General features: G+C 72.6%; 15 protein-coding genes. 2 read left to right on the top strand and 13 right to left on the bottom strand.

Features of this window, described 5'->3' with window-relative positions:
• Positions 1–734 precede the first annotated feature (734 nt).
• The 3 genes from tyrS to argH all read right to left on the bottom strand — a co-directional run bounded on the left by tyrS (position 735) and on the right by argH (position 4,163).
• Entirely contained in the window at positions 735–2,003 is a 1,269-nt protein-coding gene (gene tyrS / locus ABD907_RS10385; RefSeq protein ID WP_345216175.1) for a tyrosine--tRNA ligase, read from the bottom strand.
• Between the two features lie 74 nt (positions 2,004–2,077).
• On the bottom strand, positions 2,078–2,710 hold the full coding sequence (locus ABD907_RS10380) for a DNA-3-methyladenine glycosylase (protein WP_345216174.1): 633 nt from the start codon (positions 2,708–2,710) through the stop codon (positions 2,078–2,080).
• Positions 2,711–2,714: 4 nt separating this feature from the next.
• Positions 2,715–4,163: an argininosuccinate lyase gene (argH, locus tag ABD907_RS10375; protein WP_345216173.1), complete on the bottom strand. Its 1,449-nt coding sequence runs from the start codon at positions 4,161–4,163 to the stop codon at positions 2,715–2,717.
• Positions 4,164–4,250: 87 nt separating this feature from the next.
• On the opposite strand from argH, the gene ABD907_RS10370 reads away from it, so the two are divergent.
• Entirely contained in the window at positions 4,251–5,519 is a 1,269-nt protein-coding gene (locus tag ABD907_RS10370; protein WP_345216172.1) for an arginine deiminase, read from the top strand.
• On the opposite strand, the gene argF is transcribed toward ABD907_RS10370, so the two are convergent.
• Genes argF through argC form a run of 7 tightly spaced genes read right to left on the bottom strand, consistent with a single transcriptional unit; the run spans position 5,516 to position 12,791 of the window.
• Positions 5,516–6,532, bottom strand: a complete 1,017-nt coding sequence (argF, locus tag ABD907_RS10365) for an ornithine carbamoyltransferase (RefSeq protein WP_345216171.1) — start codon at positions 6,530–6,532, stop codon at positions 5,516–5,518. The two genes, ABD907_RS10370 and argF, sit on opposite strands and share 4 nt — an antisense overlap.
• Positions 6,533–6,536: 4 nt before the next feature.
• Positions 6,537–7,805, bottom strand: coding sequence for an argininosuccinate synthase (locus tag ABD907_RS10360; RefSeq protein WP_345216170.1), 1,269 nt, complete (start codon positions 7,803–7,805; stop codon positions 6,537–6,539).
• A 43-nt stretch (positions 7,806–7,848) separates the two neighbouring features.
• Positions 7,849–8,400 (bottom strand): arginine repressor, encoded by a 552-nt coding sequence (locus ABD907_RS10355; protein WP_345216169.1) that lies wholly within the window; start codon positions 8,398–8,400, stop codon positions 7,849–7,851.
• Positions 8,397–9,620, bottom strand: a complete 1,224-nt coding sequence (locus tag ABD907_RS10350) for an acetylornithine transaminase (protein ID WP_345216168.1) — start codon at positions 9,618–9,620, stop codon at positions 8,397–8,399. Before ABD907_RS10350 ends, ABD907_RS10355 begins: the two co-directional genes overlap by 4 nt.
• Positions 9,617–10,543, bottom strand: coding sequence for an acetylglutamate kinase (gene argB, locus ABD907_RS10345; RefSeq protein ID WP_345216167.1), 927 nt, complete (start codon positions 10,541–10,543; stop codon positions 9,617–9,619). The genes ABD907_RS10350 and argB overlap by 4 nt, the downstream gene beginning before the upstream one ends.
• Complete coding sequence (gene argJ / locus ABD907_RS10340) at positions 10,540–11,721, bottom strand: bifunctional glutamate N-acetyltransferase/amino-acid acetyltransferase ArgJ (protein ID WP_345216166.1); 1,182 nt, start codon at positions 11,719–11,721, stop codon at positions 10,540–10,542. The genes argB and argJ overlap by 4 nt, the downstream gene beginning before the upstream one ends.
• Entirely contained in the window at positions 11,718–12,791 is a 1,074-nt protein-coding gene (gene argC / locus ABD907_RS10335; RefSeq protein ID WP_486334072.1) for an N-acetyl-gamma-glutamyl-phosphate reductase, read from the bottom strand. The genes argJ and argC overlap by 4 nt, the downstream gene beginning before the upstream one ends.
• Before the next feature lie 73 nt (positions 12,792–12,864).
• Here argC and ABD907_RS10330 point away from each other — a divergent pair, with 73 nt between their 5' ends.
• Positions 12,865–13,872, top strand: coding sequence for a quinone oxidoreductase family protein (locus ABD907_RS10330; RefSeq protein WP_345216164.1), 1,008 nt, complete (start codon positions 12,865–12,867; stop codon positions 13,870–13,872).
• On the opposite strand, the gene ABD907_RS10325 is transcribed toward ABD907_RS10330, so the two are convergent.
• Genes ABD907_RS10325 through pheS form a run of 3 tightly spaced genes read right to left on the bottom strand, consistent with a single transcriptional unit; the run spans position 13,853 to position 18,417 of the window.
• A complete protein-coding gene (locus tag ABD907_RS10325) occupies positions 13,853–14,662 on the bottom strand; it encodes an SDR family NAD(P)-dependent oxidoreductase (protein WP_345216163.1) in 810 nt (269 codons plus the stop codon). The two genes, ABD907_RS10330 and ABD907_RS10325, sit on opposite strands and share 20 nt — an antisense overlap.
• The gene (gene pheT, locus ABD907_RS10320; RefSeq protein WP_345216162.1) at positions 14,655–17,315 is read right to left on the bottom strand and encodes a phenylalanine--tRNA ligase subunit beta; all 2,661 of its coding nucleotides are present in this window, start codon (positions 17,313–17,315) and stop codon (positions 14,655–14,657) included. Before pheT ends, ABD907_RS10325 begins: the two co-directional genes overlap by 8 nt.
• Position 17,316: 1 nt before the next feature.
• A complete protein-coding gene (gene pheS, locus ABD907_RS10315; RefSeq protein WP_345216161.1) occupies positions 17,317–18,417 on the bottom strand; it encodes a phenylalanine--tRNA ligase subunit alpha in 1,101 nt (366 codons plus the stop codon).
• Positions 18,418–18,433 lie beyond the last annotated feature (16 nt).

The following is an 18,433-nucleotide window of genomic DNA, read 5'->3' as shown; positions in this document are numbered from 1 at the left end:
GTTCGTCCTGAGCCAGGATCAAACTCTCCGTTAAAAACATTCCCCAGCAGCACCCGACCCGAAGACCAGGCACCACGAGAAAAACCATACGAAGAAAACCCCCACCAAAAAAGCAGGAGCCATCAAACCCAGCCCAACACACCAACCCAAGGACGGGGCCCCAGGCCAGCGCATCAAACCAAAAATACAAAACAGAACACCCAGACCCAAAAGCCCAGGCATCCCACATGGCATCAAAAAACTTGGCACACTGTTGAGTTCTCAAAAAACAGACACACACCGAACGAACCAGAACAACCGCCCTGACCCGAACCGGGGAAGGTCAACCAGTCTAGCACCCGGCGCTTCGCTCGTGTTCCCACGTGCTCGGCGACCAGCTGTGATCCTGGCCTCCCGGGACACTCAGATGCCGGCAAGATTGCCGGATCGATGTCCTAGGGGTTCTGCTCCGGGGGACCGACCTCGAGTGCTTCTCGCGACTCTCGTCCGTGCCTCCCGTCCGGTGCAGCAGGTAGAACATTACGGCTCTGGTGGGGTCGCGTCAACTGGGCGGCAGCGGGCCGAAACGGGGCGTGTGCAGCGCTCTGACCTGCGCTTTTGTCTCCGATCCCGCCTGATCGGGCGACCCGCGATCGCGACGGGCCTCGTGAGACCTGGCCCACAAGGACGACCCGCGTGTCCTGCCTCCTGACGACCGGGTGCCGTGGCATGGCGAGGGCGCCTGGCACGCCCCGTCAGGCCTCGTCGACAGTGGCCACGGCCAGGTTCTTGCGACCCTTCCGCAGCAGCGCGTAGCCGCCGGCCAGGAGGTCCTCGGTGCGGAGCAGCTGCTCCTCGTCGGTGACCTTCTCGTTGTTGAGGTACGCGCCGCCGCTGCTGATGGTGCGACGGGCGGCGTTGCGCCCCTTCTCCAACCCGGTGGCGACCAGCAGGTCCATGACGGTGGACCGCCCGACCTCCGCCGGTCCCTGGGGCAGCTCGGCCACGGCGTCGCGCAAGGTGGCTGGGTCGAGCTCGCGGAGATCGTCCCGGCCGAAGAGGGCCTGTGACGCCCGACGGACGCGTTCGGTGGCGTCCGGTCCGTGCACCAGCGTCGTGACGTCCTCCGCCAGGGCTCGCTGTGCCTCCCGGGCCCCCGGCGCCTCGCTGACCGCACGCTCCAGCTCCTCGATCTCCTCCCGACTACGGAAGGTGAAGATCTTGAGGAAGCGCACCACGTCGGCGTCATCGGCGTTGAGCCAGAACTGGTAGAAGGCGTACGGGCTGAACATGTCCGCGTCGAGCCAGATCGCGCCGCCCTCGGACTTGCCGAACTTGGTGCCGTCGGCCTTGGTGACGAGCGGCGTGGTGAGGACGTGCGCGGACGCGCCCTCGGCCTTGCGCACGAGGTCCACCCCGGCGGTCAGGTTGCCCCACTGGTCGTTCCCCCCGGTCTGCAGCGTGCACCCGTACCGGCGGAACAGCTCCAGGAAGTCCAGACCCTGCAGGATCTGGTAGCTGAACTCGGTGAAGGAGATGCCCTCGTCGCTCTCGAGCCGGCGGGCCACGGTGTCCTTGGCGAGCATCGTGCCGAGCCGGAAGTGCTTGCCGACATCGCGCAGGAAGTCGATGGTCGTCAGCCCACCGATCCAGTCGAGGTTATTGACCATGCGGGCGCCGTTTTCGCCCTCGAAGTCGAGGAAGCGCTCGATCTGGCCGCGCAGACGGTCGGTCCAGCCGGCGACCGTGTCCTTGTCGTTGAGCTGGCGCTCGCCGGACATGCGTGGGTCGCCGATCATGCCGGTCGCGCCGCCGACCAGGGCGAGCGGGTGGTGCCCCGCCTGCTGGAGGTGACGCATGACGATGAGCTGGACGAGGTGGCCGTGGTGCAGGCTCGGTGCCGTGGGGTCGAAGCCGCAGTAGTAGGTGACCGGGCCCTCGGCCAGCGCCGCACGCAGCGCGCCGATGTCGGTGGACTGGGCCATCAGGCCGCGCCACCGGAGCTCGTCGAGGATGTCGGTCACTTCTTCTACCTTTCGTTGGTGCCCGGCGTTGTGCCGGGCCGGTACCAGTGTGCCGTGCTGCGGGCCGACGCCGGTCAACGGCGCCGGTTGCGGCGTACCGCGGGGCGGTAGTCGGAGACCGTGGGCTCGCCGTCGATCCAGAACCGCCACGGGTACGCCGTACCGTCCCCGCCCGGGCCGGTCACCCCGACCCGGGGCCCGGTCCGGATCCGCGCGGGATCGGCCGGCTCGTCGAGCGTGAGCTCGGCTCGGCCCCCGACGGCGAGCTCGAGGCCGCTGTCCTCGCCCGTGAGGCCGAGCGCCTGGGCGAGCCGGGCCGGTCCGCGGGCCAGGTCACGGTCGCTCCGTGCGGCGCCGCGGCGCGAGCGTGCGGCGTCGACGCCTCGGACGATCTCGCCGCCCCGCATGAGCAGCGCCGAGGCCGTCCCGGGCGAGCCGCAGACGAGGTTCGCGCACCAGTGCATCCCGTACGTGAAGTAGACGTAGAGGCGTCCGCCCGACTCGAACATGGGCGTGGTCCGCGGGGTGCGGCCGCGGTAGGCGTGCGAGCCGGGGTCGAGCTCGCCGCTGTAGGCCTCGACCTCGGTGAGCCGGACGGCCACCTCGGTGCCGTCGTCGCGGACCGTGAGCACCGATCCGAGAACCGCTCGCGCTGCCTCCTCGGCAGGCCGCTCGAGCACCTCCCTCCACGGTGCGACGTTGGCCATCGGCTCAGGCCCCCGCGGAGGTCCCGGCGGTGCCCGCCCAAGCGCGAAGTTCGGCGGAGAGCCCGCGTGCCCGGCCGAGCTGTTCGGCGACCCGCCGCGGGGCGGTACCGCCGCGGCCGTTGCGGGAGGCGACGGACCCGGCGACCGTGAGCACCTCCCGTACCGCGGGGGTGAGGTGCTCGCTGATCTGGGCGAGCTCGGCGTCGGTGAGGTCCCACAGCTCCTTGCCCTGCTCCTCGCAGCGGCGCACGCAGGCTCCCGCGACCTCGTGGGCGACCCGGAACGCCACTCCCTGACGCACGAGCCACTCGGCGACGTCGGTGGCCAGCGAGAATCCCTGCGGGGCCAGCTCCGCCATCCGGTCGGTGTCGAAAGCCAGGGTGGCGACCATGCCGGAGACCGCGGGCAGCAGCACGTCGAGCGTGTCGACGGCGTCGAAGACGGGCTCCTTGTCCTCCTGCAGGTCGCGGTTGTACGCGAGCGGCAGGCCCTTGAGCGTGGCCAGCAGACCCGTGAGGTCGCCGATCATCCGGCCGGCCTTCCCGCGCGCGAGCTCGGCCACGTCGGGGTTCTTCTTCTGCGGCATGATGCTCGAGCCGGTGGAGAAGGCGTCGTCGAGGCGGACGAATCCGAACTCCTTGGTCGCCCAGAGGATGACGTCCTCGCTGAGGCGGGACAGGTCCACGCCGGTCATCGCGCACACGAAGGTGAACTCGGCGACGACGTCGCGCGCGGCGGTGCCGTCGATGGAGTTCTCCACGGCCGCGTCGAACCCGAGATCCGCGGCGACGGCGTCGGGGTCCAGCCCGAGCGAGGAGCCGGCGAGGGCGCCGGAGCCGTACGGGGAGACGGCGGCGCGGGCGTCCCAGTCGCGCCAGCGCTGGACGTCGCGCAGCAGCGGCCAGGCGTGCGCCATGAGGTGGTGGCCGAGCAGCACCGGCTGGGCGTGCTGGAGGTGGGTCCGCCCGGGCATCACGGCGTCGGGGTGTGCGGCCGCCTGGTCCAGGAGCGCGTCCACGACGGCGAGGACCTTGCCGGCGAGGAAGCGAGCGGAGTCGCGCAGGTAGAGCCGCGCGAGGGTGGCGATCTGGTCGTTGCGAGAGCGTCCGGCCCGCAGCTTGCCGCCGAGATCGGCGCCGGCGCGCTCGATGAGGCCGCGCTCGAGCGCGGTGTGCACGTCCTCGTCGCCGGGAGCGGGGGCGAAGGCGCCGGTGACGACGTCGGCCGCCAACCGGTCGAGCGCGGCGAGCATGTCGGCGAGCTCGCCGTCGTCGAGCAGCCCGGCGGCGTGCAGCACGCGGCTGTGGGCTCGGGACCCGGCGATGTCGTACGGGGCCAGGCGCCAGTCGAAGTGCGTGGAGCGGCTGAGCTCGGCGAGCGCGTCGGCGGGGCCGCCGGCGAACCGGCCGCCCCACAGGCTGACCCGGCTGTCCGGCTGGTCGGGAGATGTCATGACGCCGATCTTGCCGTGCCGCGCGGGTGCCTCGCACACCCGTCCCGTCGCGCGTGCGGCCCAGCCGCTTCGTGGGAGCCTGTGGCGATGCAGAGCATTGCTCCGTACGTCGGCTCCGAGGTCGGGCGGTTGCGCCAGGTGATCGTCCACCGTCCTGGCGTGGAGCTGCTGCGCCTGACACCGGAGACGATGGACGACCTGCTCTTCGACGACCTCATCTGGGTGCGTCGCGCCCAGGAGGAGCACGACGAGTTCTGCGCCGTGCTGGCGGGCGCCGGGGCCGAGGTGCTCCAGCTGACCGACCTGCTGCGCGAGTCGCTGGCGGTTCCGCCGGCGCGTGCCTTCGTCCTCGACCACGCCTTCGACGAGCGCATCCACGGCCCCGCCGCCACCCCGGTGCTCCGGGCGACGGCGGAGGCCATGGACGACGCCGCTCTCACCGAGCTGCTGATCGGTGGGCTGACCAAACGCGAGCTGCTCGAGCTGACCGATGTGCCCAGCTCCGTCGTCCTGCACGCCCTGGGTGCCGACGACCTGGTGGTCGCGCCGCTGCCGAACCATCTGTTCACCCGGGACGCGTCGTGCTGGGTCTACGACGGCGTCGCGGTGAACTCCATGCGGATGCCGGCACGAACCCGTGAGTCCGTCACCTACGAGGCGATCTACCGCTGGCACCCGCGGTTCGCCGGCAGCGAGTTCCACCGCTGGTCCGACGGCCTGGCGGACGGTCAGGCCACGGTCGAGGGCGGCGACGTCCTCGTGCTCGGCGACGGTGCCGTCCTCGTCGGGATGAGTGAGCGGACGACGCCGCAGGGGGTCGAGCGGCTGGCCAAGCGCCTGTTCGCGACCGGCTCGGCGGACCGCGTGGTGGCGCTCGCGCTGCCCTCGGCGCGGATCTTCATGCACCTCGACACCGTGATGACCATGGTGGACGAGCGGTCGTTCATCAAGTACGCGGACCTGGGGATGCTGCCCTCGTACACCATCACGCCACGCGACCGCAGCGGGCACGACGGCCGCGACGAGATCGAGCTGGACATCGCCGACCACCCGCCCGAGCAGATGCACGCCGCCCTCGCAGACGCGATGGGGCTGGACGGCCTGCGCATCCTCACGGCGGAGCAGGACGTGCACTCCGCGGCCCGGGAGCAGTGGGACGACGGGTGCAACGCCCTCGCGATCGCACCGGGCGTCGTCGTCACCTACGACCGGACGACGACGTCGAACACCTACCTGCGGGACTCGGGCTTCGAGGTCCTCGAGGTCCCCGGCGCCGAGCTGGGCCGCGGACGCGGCGGTCCGCGGTGCATGAGCTGCCCGACGCTGCGCGAGGGTGTTCGGCCCTCCGAGATCTAGGCGAGCGTCGCGACCAGGACGGCCTTGATGGTGTGCATCCGGTTCTCCGCCTGGTCGAACACCACGGACCGCTCGGACTCGAACACCTCGTCGGTGACCTCCAGGGCATCCATGCCGGTGCGGGCGTGGATCTCGCGGGCCACCGCCGTGCCGAGGTCGTGGAACGCCGGCAGGCAGTGCATGAACCGCACGTCGGGGTTGCCGGTCGTCGCCAGGAGCCCGGAGCTCACCTGGTAGTCGCGCAGCAGCGCGACCCGCTCGTCCCAGGCCTCCTTCTTCTCCCCCATCGACACCCAGACGTCCGTGGAGACGAAGTCCGCCCCGCGAACGCCCGCTCCGACGTCGTCCGTCACCGTGACGCGGGCCCCGGTACGGGCTCCGACGTCGCGTGCCCGGGCGACCACCTCCGGCGCCGGCTGCAGGCCGAGGGGTGCGACCAGGCGGACGTCCATCCCGAGCAGGGCGCCGGAGACGAGGATCGAGTGCGCCGTGTTGTTCCGTGCGTCGCCGACGTAGACGTGCACCATCTCGCCGAACGGTTTGGGTGCGCCGCCGACCACCGGCGCGTGCTCACGCATGGTGAGCCCGTCGGCGAGCATCTGCGTGGGGTGCCACTCGTCGGTCAGCCCGTTGAGCACCGGGACGCCGGCGTGCTCGGCCAGGACCTCGAGGTCGGCCTGGCTGCTGCCGCGGTACTCGATCGCGTCGTAGAACCGGCCCAGCACCCGTGCGGTGTCCTTGAAGGACTCCTTGTGACCGATCTGGGAGCCGCTCGGGTCCAGGTAGGTCACGTGCGCGCCCTGGTCGAAGGAGGCGACCTCGAACGCGGTCCGCGTCCGGGTGGAGGTCTTCTCGAAGATGAGCGCGATGGTCCTGCCGGTGAGCCGCTGGACCTCGGTGCCGGTCTTCTTCTCCGCCTTCAGGTCGGCGGCGAGGTCGATGAGGCCGACCCACTCCTCGGGCGTGAGGTCCAGCTCCTTGAGGAAGCTGCGGCCGCGCAGGCTGGCAGTCATCCGGTCACTCCGCCCCACCGGCCGCCGTCCCACCTGCCGCCGTCCCGTCGGCCGCGGCCTCGCGGGCGGCGGCCAGCTTCGAGGTGAGCCCGTAGATCTCGATGAAGCCTCTCGAGTGCGACTGGTCGAAGGCGTCGCCGGTGTCGTACGTGGCGAGGTTGAAGTCGTACAGGCTCTGCTCGGAGCGGCGCCCGGTGACCGTCGCGCGCCCGCCGTGCAGGACGAGGCGGATGTCGCCGGAGACGTAGCGCTGGGTGTCGTCGATGAAGACGTCGAGCGAGCCCTTGAGCGGGGAGAACCACTGGCCGTCGTAGACCAGCTCGGTCCAGCGCTGGCCGACGGTCTTCTTGAACCGGGCCTGCTCGCGCTCCACGGTGACGTTCTCGAGCTCCTGGTGGGCGGCGATGAGTGCCATGGCACCGGGCGCCTCGTAGACCTCGCGGGACTTGATGCCGACGAGGCGGTCCTCGACGATGTCGATCCGGCCCACTCCCTGGGCGCCGGCGCGGCGGTTCATCTCCTCGATCGCCTGCAGCGGGGTGACGCGCTCGCCGTCGATGGCGACGGGGACACCCTGGTCGAAGGTGATGGTGGCCTCGTCGGGGAGCGGCGGGTAGGTCGGGTCGTCGGTGTAGCTGTAGACGTCCTTGGTCGGCTCGTTCCAGATGTCCTCGAGGAAGCCGGTCTCGATGGCGCGGCCCCAGACGTTCTGGTCGATGGAGAACGGGTTGTTCTTGGTGGTGGCGATCGGCAGGTTGTGCTCGTTCGCGTAGTCGATGGCGACATCGCGGGTCAGGGCCAGGTCGCGCACCGGGGCGAGGCACTTCAGGTCCGGCGCCAGCGAGGTGATGCCGACCTCGAAGCGGACCTGGTCGTTGCCCTTGCCGGTGCAGCCGTGCGCGACCGTGGTGGCACCGAACTGCCTGGCGGCCTTGACGAGGTGCTTGACGATGACCGGGCGCGAGATCGCGCTCACCAGCGGGTAGGCGTCCATGTACATCGCGTTGGCCTTGAGCGCGGGCATGCAGTACTCGTTCGCGAACTCCTCGCGGGCGTCCGCCACGTACGCCTCGACGGCGCCGCAGTCGAGGGCGCGCTGGCGGATGACCTCCAGGTCCTCGCCGCCCTGCCCGACGTCGACGGCGACGGCGATGACCTCCGCGCCGGTCCGCTCGCCGATCCAGCCGATGGCGACGGAGGTGTCCAGGCCGCCGGAGTAGGCAAGGACCACACGGTCTCGTCCGCTGTGTCCTTCGTTGTTCTGCTCGCTCATGGTTCTCCTGTGATGGTCCGGATGGTCGTGGTGGTGCTCGCGGTCAGAAGGCGCCCGGCCCTGGGCTCGACGTCGGGCCGGGCCCCGTTCGTCCTCGGCGGGCGAGGTCGAGGAGGCGGGCGGTCAGCGCCTGGGCGCCGGCGGTGTCGCGGACGACGACGAGCACGGTGTCGTCCCCGGCGATGCACCCGAGCACCCCGGGGAGCACGGAGTGGTCGAGCGCCGACGCGAGCAGCTGGGCGGCCCCGGGCGGGGTCCGCAGCACCACCTGGTTGGCGGTGGTGTCGGCCGAGACGAGCACCTCGGCGCACCAGCGCTGCAGCCGGGCACCGACCTGCTCGCCGTCCTCGGCCACCACCGGCGGCCCGCCGCCGCCCTCGACGGGCAGCGCGTAGATCTGTGCGCCGCCCGGGCCGCGCACCTTCTGGGCGCGCAGCTCGTCGAGGTCCCGCGAGATCGTCCCCTGGGTGGCCGGCACGCCACGCTCGGCCAGCGCGTCGCGCAGCTCGGACTGGGACCGGACGGCATGGTGGGCGAGGATCTCGGCGATCATCGCGTGGCGCGCGGCCTTGGTCCCGGCGGTCTGCGCCGTCATGCGGGCAGCCCCGCTCGGGCGAGCGCCGCGGGCAGCGCGGCGACGAGGGTCTGGGCCTGTGCGTCGGTGAGGATCAGCGGCGGCGCGAGCCGGATGGTGTCCGGGGCGACGGGGTTGACGATGAACCCGTCGTCGAGCAGCGCTGTCGCGACGTCCTTGGCGACGGCGGCGTCGAGCCGGGCCGCGAGGAGGAGGCCGGTGCCGCGGACCTCCGCGACGCCGTCGATGTCACCCAGGGCGGTCGCCAGGGCCTTGCCGGTGACGGTGACGTGGGCGAGCAGGTCCTCCCGCTCGATCGTGTCGACGACGGCGAGCGCGGCGGCCGCCACCACCGGATTCCCGCCGAAGGTGGTGCCGTGCTGCCCGGGACCGAGCAGGGAGCCGGTGTGCTCGCCGAGCGCGATCATGGCGCCGATCGGCATGCCACCACCGAGACCCTTGGCCAGGGTGACGACGTCGGGCACCACTGCTCCGCCGTCGATGGCGTGGTGGGCCATCCACTGCCCGGTGCGGCCCATGCCGGACTGGACCTCGTCGAGAACCAGCAGGGCACCCGCCGCGGTGGTCAGCTCGCGCGCCGCGGCGAGGTAACCCTCGGGCAGCGGCCGAACACCGGCCTCACCCTGGATCGGCTCGAGGAACAGCGCACCGACGTCGTCCCCGAGTGCCCGCTCCAGGGCGTCGAGATCGCCGAAGGGCAGGAACTCGACACCGCCCGGGAGCGGCTCGAAGGGTTCGCGGTACGCGGCCTTGTGAGTCAGCGACAGGGCACCCATGGTCCGGCCGTGGAAGGCGCCCTCCAGGGCGAGCACGCGGGGGCGCTGACCGCCCCCGTGGCGGCGGACCAGCTTGAGGGCCGCCTCGTTGGCCTCCGTGCCGGAGTTGCCGAGGAAGACGCGCGAGCCGGTCGGCGCGCCGCCCGGGGTGACGATCTGCAGCAGCCGCTCCGCGAGGCGGACGTGCGCGGGCGTGGTGAAGAAGTTCGAGACGTGGCCCAGGGTGCCGAGCTGCTCGGTGACGGCCTGGAGCAGCGCCGGGTGGGCGTGGCCGAGCGCATTGACGGCGAGGCCGCCGAGCAGGTCGAGGTAGCGGTTGCCGTCGGCGTCCCAGACGTAGGCCCCCTCGCCGCGCACGAGGATGCGCTGCGGGGCACCGAAGGTGTTCATCACGGCGCCGCGGTAGCGCTCGGCCCAACCGGCGTCGGGCGGCTCTGGCGTCATGACTCCTCCTCGGTGTCGCGCTCGGTGTCCGGGACCACGAGGGTGCCCACTCCGGCGTCGGTGAAGATCTCGAGCAGCATGGAGTGCTCGCGGCGCCCGTCGATCACGTGCGCCTGCGGCACGCCGCCTTGCACGGCCCGCAGGCACGCCTCCATCTTCGGCACCATCCCGGACTGCAGGGTCGCCAGCATGGGCTCGAGGTCCCGGGCCTGGATCTCGGAGACGAGCGAGGACGTGTCGGGCCAGCCGGCGTACAGCCCCTCGACGTCGGTGAGCATCACCAGCTTCGTGGCGCGCAGGGCGACGGCGAGCGAGGCCGCCGCGGTGTCCGCGTTGACGTTGAGGACCTGCGTGGGCTCGTCGGCGTCGATCGCGACCGTCGAGACCACGGGGATGCGGCCGGCGTCGAGGAGATCCTCGACGGCCTGCGGGTCGACGTCGACGACGTCACCGACCAGGCCGACGTCGGTGGGCCGGCCCTCGACCAGCGCCTGTCGGCGCTCGGCCTGCAGCAGCCGCCCGTCCTCGCCGGAGAGCCCGACGGCGTGGGCGACGTCGGCGTTGAGGAGGGAGACGAGCTCGCGCTGGACCTGTCCGGTCAGCACCATGCGCACCACAGACATGACCTCGGGGGTGGTCACGCGCAGCCCGCCGCGGAACTCCGTGTCGAGGCCGACCCGGTCGAGCATCGTGGAGATCTGCGGGCCGCCGCCGTGCACGACGACGGGGCGCAGCCCGACCTGGTGCAGGAACAGGATGTCCGCCGCGAAGGCCCGCTTGAGGTTGTCGTCGACCATGGCGTTGCCGCCGTACTTGACGACGACGCGGGCGCCGGAGAAGCGCCGCAGCCAGGGCAGCGCCTGGATGAGGACCTCGGCCTTCTGGTACGGGAAGAGGTCGCGCGCGGTGTCGAGCTCGCTCATGAGGAGTACGCGCTGTTCTCGTGGACGTAGTCGTGCGTGAGGTCGTTCGTCCACACCGTCGCGGCGGCGTCGCCGGCGTGCAGGTCGACGTCGATGCGAACCTCCCGCGAGGCGGCGAGGTCGACGAGCGCCACAACCTCACGGCCCTCCCCCGCCCCGTTGCGGCAGACCGTGACGCCGTTGACGGTGACGTCGACGGCGTGGGGGTCGAAGGGGGCGACGTCCTCGGGCACGGTGCCCGCGGCGGCGAGGATGCGTCCCCAGTTGGGGTCGTTGCCGAAGATCGCCGCCTTGACGAGGTTGGACCGCGTGACGGCGCGCGCGACGGCGAGGGCCGCGTCTTCGCCGGTGGCGCCGGAGACGGTGACGGCGATGTCGTGCGAAGCGCCTTCGGCGTCGGCGACGAGCTGTCGGGCGAGGTCCCCGCAGACCGCGGTCACGGCGTCGGTGAGCTCCTCGCGGCTCACCGCGGCGCCGGACGCGCCGGAGGCGAGGAGCACGACGGTGTCGTTGGTGGACATGCAGCCGTCGGAGTCCACCCGGTCGAAGGTGACCCGGGTGGCGGCGCGGAGGGCGGCGTCGGCGTCGGCAGGGTCGACGGCGGCGTCGGTGGTCAGGACGCTCAGCATGGTGGCGAGGGCGGGGGCGAGCATGCCGGCACCCTTGGCCATGCCGCCCACGGACCAGGTGGCCTCGCCGCTCCGCCGGTGCACGACCGCCTCTTTGGCGACCGTGTCGGTGGTCATGACGGCGTGGGCCGCGTCCGTGCCGCCGTCGCCGGACAGGGCGCCGGCGGCGGCGTCGATGCCGCCGAGGAGGGCAGGCATGTTCAGCCGCTCGCCGATGAGCCCGGTCGAGCACACGACGACGTCCGCGGCGGAGATCCCGAGGGACTGCGCGGCGTGCTCGGCGCTGCGGTGGGTGTCGGCGAAGCCCTCCGGCCCGGTGCACGCGTTCGCGCCGCCGGAGTTGAGGACGACGGCGGAGACGACCCCGTCGCCGACCACCTGGCGCGTCCACAGCACGGGGGCGGCCTGCACGCGGTTCGTCGTCAGGACGGCCGCGGCGACCTGGTCCGGGCCGTCGTTGACGACCAGGGCGACGTCCGGTCCGCCCGAGGCCTTGAGGCCGGCGGCGACGCCGGCGGCGCGGAACCCGGCGGGTGTGGTGATGCTCATGGCGCCACCCCCACCGTGCTCAGGCCGGTGCTCTCCTGGAGACCGAGCGCCAGGTTCATCGACTGCACGGCGGCGCCGGCGGTGCCCTTGCCGAGGTTGTCGAGGGCGCAGAGGGCGACGACCCGTCCGGCGCGCTCGTCGACGGCGACCTGGACGAGAGCTGCGTTGGAGCCGGTGACCATCGCGGTGGTGGGCCAGGTGCCCTCCGGCAGGAGGTGCACGAACGGCTCGTCGGCGTAGTGCTGCTCCCAGGCCGCCCGGACTCCTCCGGCCGAGGCACCCGTGGCGAGCGGGGCCGTTACGGTGGCGAGAATGCCCCGCGAGACGGGGGCCAGCACAGGGGTGAAGGAGAGCCGCACGGTCTGCGCGCCGGCGACGCGGAGGTTCTGCTCGATCTCCGGGACGTGCCGGTGGGTGCCCGCCACGCCGTAGGGAGCGAGCGAGCCGATCGCCTCGCCGGCGAGAAGGTGCGGCCGATAAGACTTCCCGGCGCCGGTGTAGCCGACGGCGAGGACCGCGACGACGTCGGAGGCGTCCACCACGCCGGTGGCGACGCCGGGCTGGAGCGCCAGCGTGACGGCGCTGACGTTGCAGCCCGGCACAGCGATACGGGACGCGGTCCGGAGGTTTTCGCGCTGCCGGTCGCCGGTCTCGGCGCGCAGGAGCTCGGGCATGCCGTAGGGCCAGGCACCGGGGTGGCCGTGAGATCCACCGCCGTAGAACTGCTCCCAGTCGGAAGCGCTCTCGAGCCGGTGGTCGGCACCGCAGTCGAGCACGAGGGCGTCGGACCCCGCGGCATCGAGCGCGGCGGAGATCTCGCCCGAGGCACCGTGCGGCAGGGCGAGCACGACGACGTCGTGCCCGGCGAGGACGTCGGCGCTGGTGGCCTGCAGCACCCGGTCGGCGAGCGGCACGAGGTGCGGGTGGTGCTCCCCGAGCCGCTGGCCCGCGCTGGCGTGCGCGGTGAGCGCCCCGATCTCGGCGTCGGGGTGGTTCAGGAGCAGGCGGAGGACCTCGCCGCCGGCGTACCCGGAGGCGCCGGCGACCGCTACGGTGAATGACACCTGCATAACAATACAGTTGATTGCATTTCGTGTCACGTGGCCTTGGTGCGAGCGCACCGTCCGCGCCATGCTGGTGACCATGCGCGCCATTCATGCCACCGAGCCCGGTGGACCCGAGGTCCTGTCCGTCGTCGACCTGCCGGACCCGGAACCGGGCGCGGGTGAGGTGGTGGTCGACGTCGCCGCCGCCGGCATCAACTTCATCGACACCTACCGCCGGTCGGGCGTGTACCCGATGGACTTCCCGCACGTGCCCGGCTCCGAGGGGGCCGGAACCTTGAGCGCCGTCGGCCCCGGTACCGACGGCCTCGCGGTCGGCGACCGCGTCGCCTGGGCGGAGGCACCCGGCTCGTACGCCGAGCGGGTGGTGGTCGCCGCCGACGCCACCCTCCCCGTGCCGGCGGGCCTCGACCTCGAGACGGCGGCCGCCCTGCCGCTGCAGGGCATGACGGCCCACTACCTCGCGACCTCGGCCTTCCCGCTCCAGGCGGGCCACACCGCGGTCGTCACGGCCGCCGCCGGGGGCGTCGGCCTGCTGCTGACCCAGCTCGCCAAGGCGCGCGGGGCCCGGGTGATCGGCACCGTCGGTTCGCCGGAGAAGGAGGGGCTGGCCCGCGCGGCCGGCGCGGACGAGGTGATCCGGTACGCCGAGCTCGACGACATGACGGCCGAGCTGCCCCGGATCGTCCGGGAGCTGACGGACGGTGCCGGTGTCGAGGTGGTCTACGACGGCGTCGGGAAGGACACCTTCGACGCCTCGCTCGCGTCGCTGCGCCGTCGGGGCACGCTCGTGCTGTTCGGCGGTGCCAGCGGGCAGGTTCCGCCGTTCGACCCCCAGCGCCTCAACGCCGCGGGATCGGTGTACGTCACCCGCCCGAAGCTCGGGGACTACACCGTCGAGCGGGAAGAGCTGCTGTGGCGGGCGAGCGAGATCTTCGACGCCGCCGCCTCCGGATCCCTGGACGTCCAGGTCGGCGCGCGCCACCCGCTGGCGGAGGCCGGCACCGCGCACGAGGCGCTCGAAGGCCGCGCCACCACCGGAAAGGTCCTGCTGGTGCCCCGAGGTCTCAGCTCGGCCAGCCGGTGACCCGGAGCTTGCGCGCAGCCTCGAGGTCGCGACCCAGCTGGGCACGCAGGGATGCCGGAGTGTCGGTGCCCGCGCGCAGGTAGCGACCGGAGAGCTCGTCGACGTCGCCGCGGGCGATCGTCACGGCGAGCTCGACGACGTCCTCGACGTCCGTCCACTCGGTGCGGTTCCGGTGGGCCTCCATCGAGCGCGTCATATCGGTCACCACGACGCCCGGCGCGAGCTCGAAGGCCCGCAGGCCGCGCTCGTACCCGCCCTCGTGGATCGCGCCGCCGATGCGGAACATGGCGGTCTTGGACACGTAGTAGGCGGTCGCGCGGGCGCTGTCGCGGGTCCCGGATCCGGAGTTGAGGTCGATGACCCGGCCGCCGCCGCGCTCGAGCATCCCGGGGACGACGGCGCGGGCGAACAGGAAGGGTCCGCGCACGTTGGTCTCCACGACGGACCACCACTCGTCCGGGTCGGCATCCCACAGGGGGACCTCGGCGTCGATGCGGCCCGCGTTGTTCACGAGCAGGTCGACCGAGCCGAGATCGTGCTCGACCGCGTCGACCGCCGCCGCGACGGCCTCCTGGTCGGTGACGTCCGCCGTCGCGGCGACCGCCCGGCGGCCGAGGCCCCGGACTTCCTCGGCGACCTGCTCGAGCCGGTAGCCGTCGCGGGCGACCAGCCCGACGTCGAGGCCGGCCCGGGCGAGGCCGACGGCGAGGGCCTGTCCGATGCCCCGCGAGGCGCCGGTGACGAGTGCCGTCCGGGCGGGGGGCGGGGAGAGCTGCTGCTGATCAGCCACGGAGCACCGCCCCCGATCGCTCGCCGGCGACCTCGACGATCCGCTCGCGCACGGCGGCGGTCTCTTCCGCCGTCAGCGTGCGGTCGACGGCTCGCAGCCGCAGCGCGAACGCCAGCGACTTCTTGTCCGCGCCGAGCTGGTCGCCGGTGTAGACGTCGAAGAGGCGGACCTCCTCGGCGAGCTCGCCCGCGCCCTCGGTGACGGCGGCGAGGACGTCCGACGCCGGGACGTGGGCGTCGACGACGAGGGCGACGTCCTCCTTGGCGAGCGGGAAGGTGGAGACCGGGTCGACCTGCACCGGCTCGGCCGGGCTCGCGGCCAGCACGGCGTCGAGGTCGAGCTCGAACGCGGCGGTGCGGGCGGGCAACTCGAGCGCGGCCGTCACCCTCGGGTGCAGCTCGCCGGCGTGCCCGACGACGGTGCCGTCGACGACCAGCTCTGCACACCTGCCGGGGTGCCACGGCGCGGTGTCGCCGGCGCGCACGGTGAGCTCGACACCCACCGTCGCGGCAACCGTGCGGGCGGTCTCCAGGGCGTCCGCCCAGTCGGCCGCCCGGCCGGTGCCCGTGACGGGACCGACGCCGTCGCGCACTCGCTGACCGGCGAGCACGCCGGCGAGGTGCCGCGGCTGCGCCGGGACCGCCGTGGCCAGGGCGGCGAGCTCGTCGCCGGTGGGACGGCGATGCACACCCGGCGCGGCGCCCGCGCGGACCGTGGCGGGGTGGGTGACCAGGCCGATCTCGAAGACGGCGAGGTCGCTCGTGCCGCGTGAGACGTTGCGGCGCGCGGTGTCCAGCAGGCTGTCCAGCAGCGAGGTGCGCAGGTACGGCGCGTCCTCGGCGATGGGGTTCGCCAGCTTCAGCATGGTGCGCCGCGGGTCGCCGTCGGGCAGGCCAAGCCGGTCGTGGACGTCGCCGACGAACGGGTAGGACAGCACCTCGACGAGTCCGCGCTCGGCAAGCGCGCGGGCGACGTCGCGGCGCTGCCGCTGACCCACCGTGAGACCGTGGCCGGCGGGAGCCGGCGGGAGCACGGACGGGATCTCGTCGTACCCGGCGATCCGGGCGACCTCCTCGACCAGGTAGGCCGGGCCGACGAGGTCCGGCCGCCAGGTGGGCGGGGTGACGCTGACGAGGCCGGCGGCCGGGTCCCCAGTCGCCGCACCGTCGGCCGCGACGGTGGTGTCGCGGTCGGCCGTCGCCTCGACGGTGCAGCCGATCTGCTCGAGGATCGCGAGCACCTGCGCGCGGGGGTAGTCCACCCCGACCAGGCGGGCGGCCTCGGCGGGGTCGAAGAGGATCGGGGACACCGCGGACGTGTCGCCTGTGTTGTCCACGTCGCCGACGGCCGGGTCGGCGGTGCCGCCGCCGTGCTCGACGAGCAGGTCGACGGCGCGCTGCGCCGCGACGTCCTGCAGCCGGGTGTCGACGCCGCGCTCGAACCGCTTGGCGGCCTCGCTGGGCAGCTTGTGGCGGCGGGCGGTGCGGGCGACGGTGGTCGGGTCGAAGTGCGCGGCCTCGAGGAGCACGTCGGTGGTGGCGTCCGAGACCTCCGTCTCGGCGCCGCCCATGACGCCGGCGAGGCCGAGAACCCGGGAGCCGTGGGCGCCGCCGGGCGAGTCCGTGATGAGGAGGTCCTCGGGGTCCAGCCGGCGTTCGGCGTCGTCCAGCGTGGTGAGCTTCTCCCCCGCCGTGGCGCGCCGCACGACGATCGGTGCCGCGACGGCGCCGAGGTCGTAGGCGTGCAACGGCTGGCCGAGGTCGAGCATCACGTAGTTGGTGATGTCGACGGCGAGCGAGATCGGGCGCATGCCGGCCTGCACGAGCCGCCGGACCAGCCAGGCGGGGCTCGGCGCGGTCGGGTCGATCCCGCGCACGATCCGGGTGACGAACCGGTCACAGCCGGGGCCTAGATCAGACGCCGGGGCCCCTGCGTCGTCGACCTCGACACCGAAGGCGTCGGCCGTCGGGGTGGGCGGCGCCGTCGGGAGGTTCTCCGGCAGGGCCGGGTCGGTGAACTCCGCGCCGGTCGAGTGCGAGTACTCCCGGGCCACGCCGCGCATGGAGAAGCAGTAGCCGCGGTCCGGGGTGACGTTGATCTCGAGGACCTCGGCACCGAGGCCGAGGAGCGCGAGCGCGTCGGTGCCCGGAGCGGGGACGGCATCGGCGCCGAGCATCTCCTCCAGCACGATGATGCCGGCGTGGTCCTCCCCCAGGCCGAGCTCCCTCGCGGAGCAGATCATGCCGTCGGAGGTGTGCCCGTAGGTCTCGCGTGCGGCGATCGCGAACGGCCCGGGCAGGACCGCGCCGGGCAGCGCGACGACGACGTGGTCACCTTCGGCGAAGTTGTGCGCACCGCAGACGATGCCGCGGGAATCAGGAAAAGCCGGCGCTCGGTCCTCACTCCCCGAACCGGGGGGATCGTTGTGCTCACCGACGTCGACCCGGCAGTACCTGATGGACTTGCCGTTCGAGTGCTCCTCCTCGACGAGGGAGAGCACCTTGCCGACGACGACGGGGCCGGTGACGGCCGGCGGGACGATCTGCTCCTCCTCCAGGCCGACGCGGACGAGATCGGCGGCGAGCTGCTCCGCGGTGGTGCCGGACGGGACCTTCACGTGCTCGGCGAGCCAGGACATCGGGACGTACGGCATGTCAGTTGCCCCTTCCGGTGGCGCCGAACTGCAGGGAGAAGCGCACGTCACCCTCGACCATGTCGTGCATGTCGGCGATGCCGTGCCGCAGCATGAGCGTGCGCTCGATGCCCATGCCGAACGCGAAACCGGAGTACACCTCCGGGTCGATCCCGGCGGCGGTCAGCACGTTCGGGTTGACCATGCCGCAGCCGCCCCACTCGATCCAGCCGGGCCCGCCCTTCTTCTGCGGGAACCACAGGTCCATCTCGGCGCTGGGCTCGGTGAAGGGAAAGAAGCTGGGCCGCAGCCGCGTGCGGGCCTCCGGACCGAACATCGCGCGGGCGAAGTGGTCGAGGGTGCCCTTGAGGTGGGCCATGGTCAGTCCCTTGTCGACGGCGAGCCCCTCGACCTGGTGGAACACCGGGGTGTGGGTGGCGTCCAGCGCGTCGGTGCGGAAAACCTTGCCGGGGCACGCGATGTAGATCGGGACTCCGCGCTCGAGCATGGCGCGAGACTGCACCGGCGACGTGTGGGTGCGCAGCACGAGGTTCGGGTCTCCCCCGGCGTTCGCCGGCGGGGCGACGTAGAAGGTGTCCTGCATCTGCCGGGCCGGGTGGTCCTTGCCGAAGTTCAGCGCGTCGAAGTTGAACCACTCGTGCTCGATCTCGGGGCCCTCGGCGATCTCCCATCCCATCGCGACGAAGAAGTCGGACACGTCCTCCATCAGGGTCTCCAAGGGGTGGCGCGCACCGCGCGGCTCCCGGGCCGTGGGGAGGGTGACGTCGACCGCCTCGGTGCGCAGCATCTGCTCCTCGGCCTCGACCTCGAGGTCTGCCTGGCGCGCGGCGACGGCCTTGCTGAGGCGGCCACGGGCCTGGCCCACGAGCTTGCCGGCCGCCGCCTTGTCCGCCTTGTCAAGCCCGCCGATGGCCCGGTTGGCCAGGGCGAGCGGGCTGCGGTCGCCCGCGTGAGCGAGGCGGGCCGCCTTGAGCTCCTCGAGCGTGGTGGCCGCGGCGACGGCGGCGAGGCCCTCCTCGACGGCGGCGGTCACGCCGACCTCGTCGAGCGGATGGAGGGGTGGTTCAGGAGACGACTCAGGTGTCTCGGGCGTAGATGTCATGCCTACCTTCCGGGCG

It is taken from the genome of Georgenia halophila, from assembly GCF_039541595.1.
This window is presented reverse-complemented; position numbering and strand designations above follow the sequence as displayed.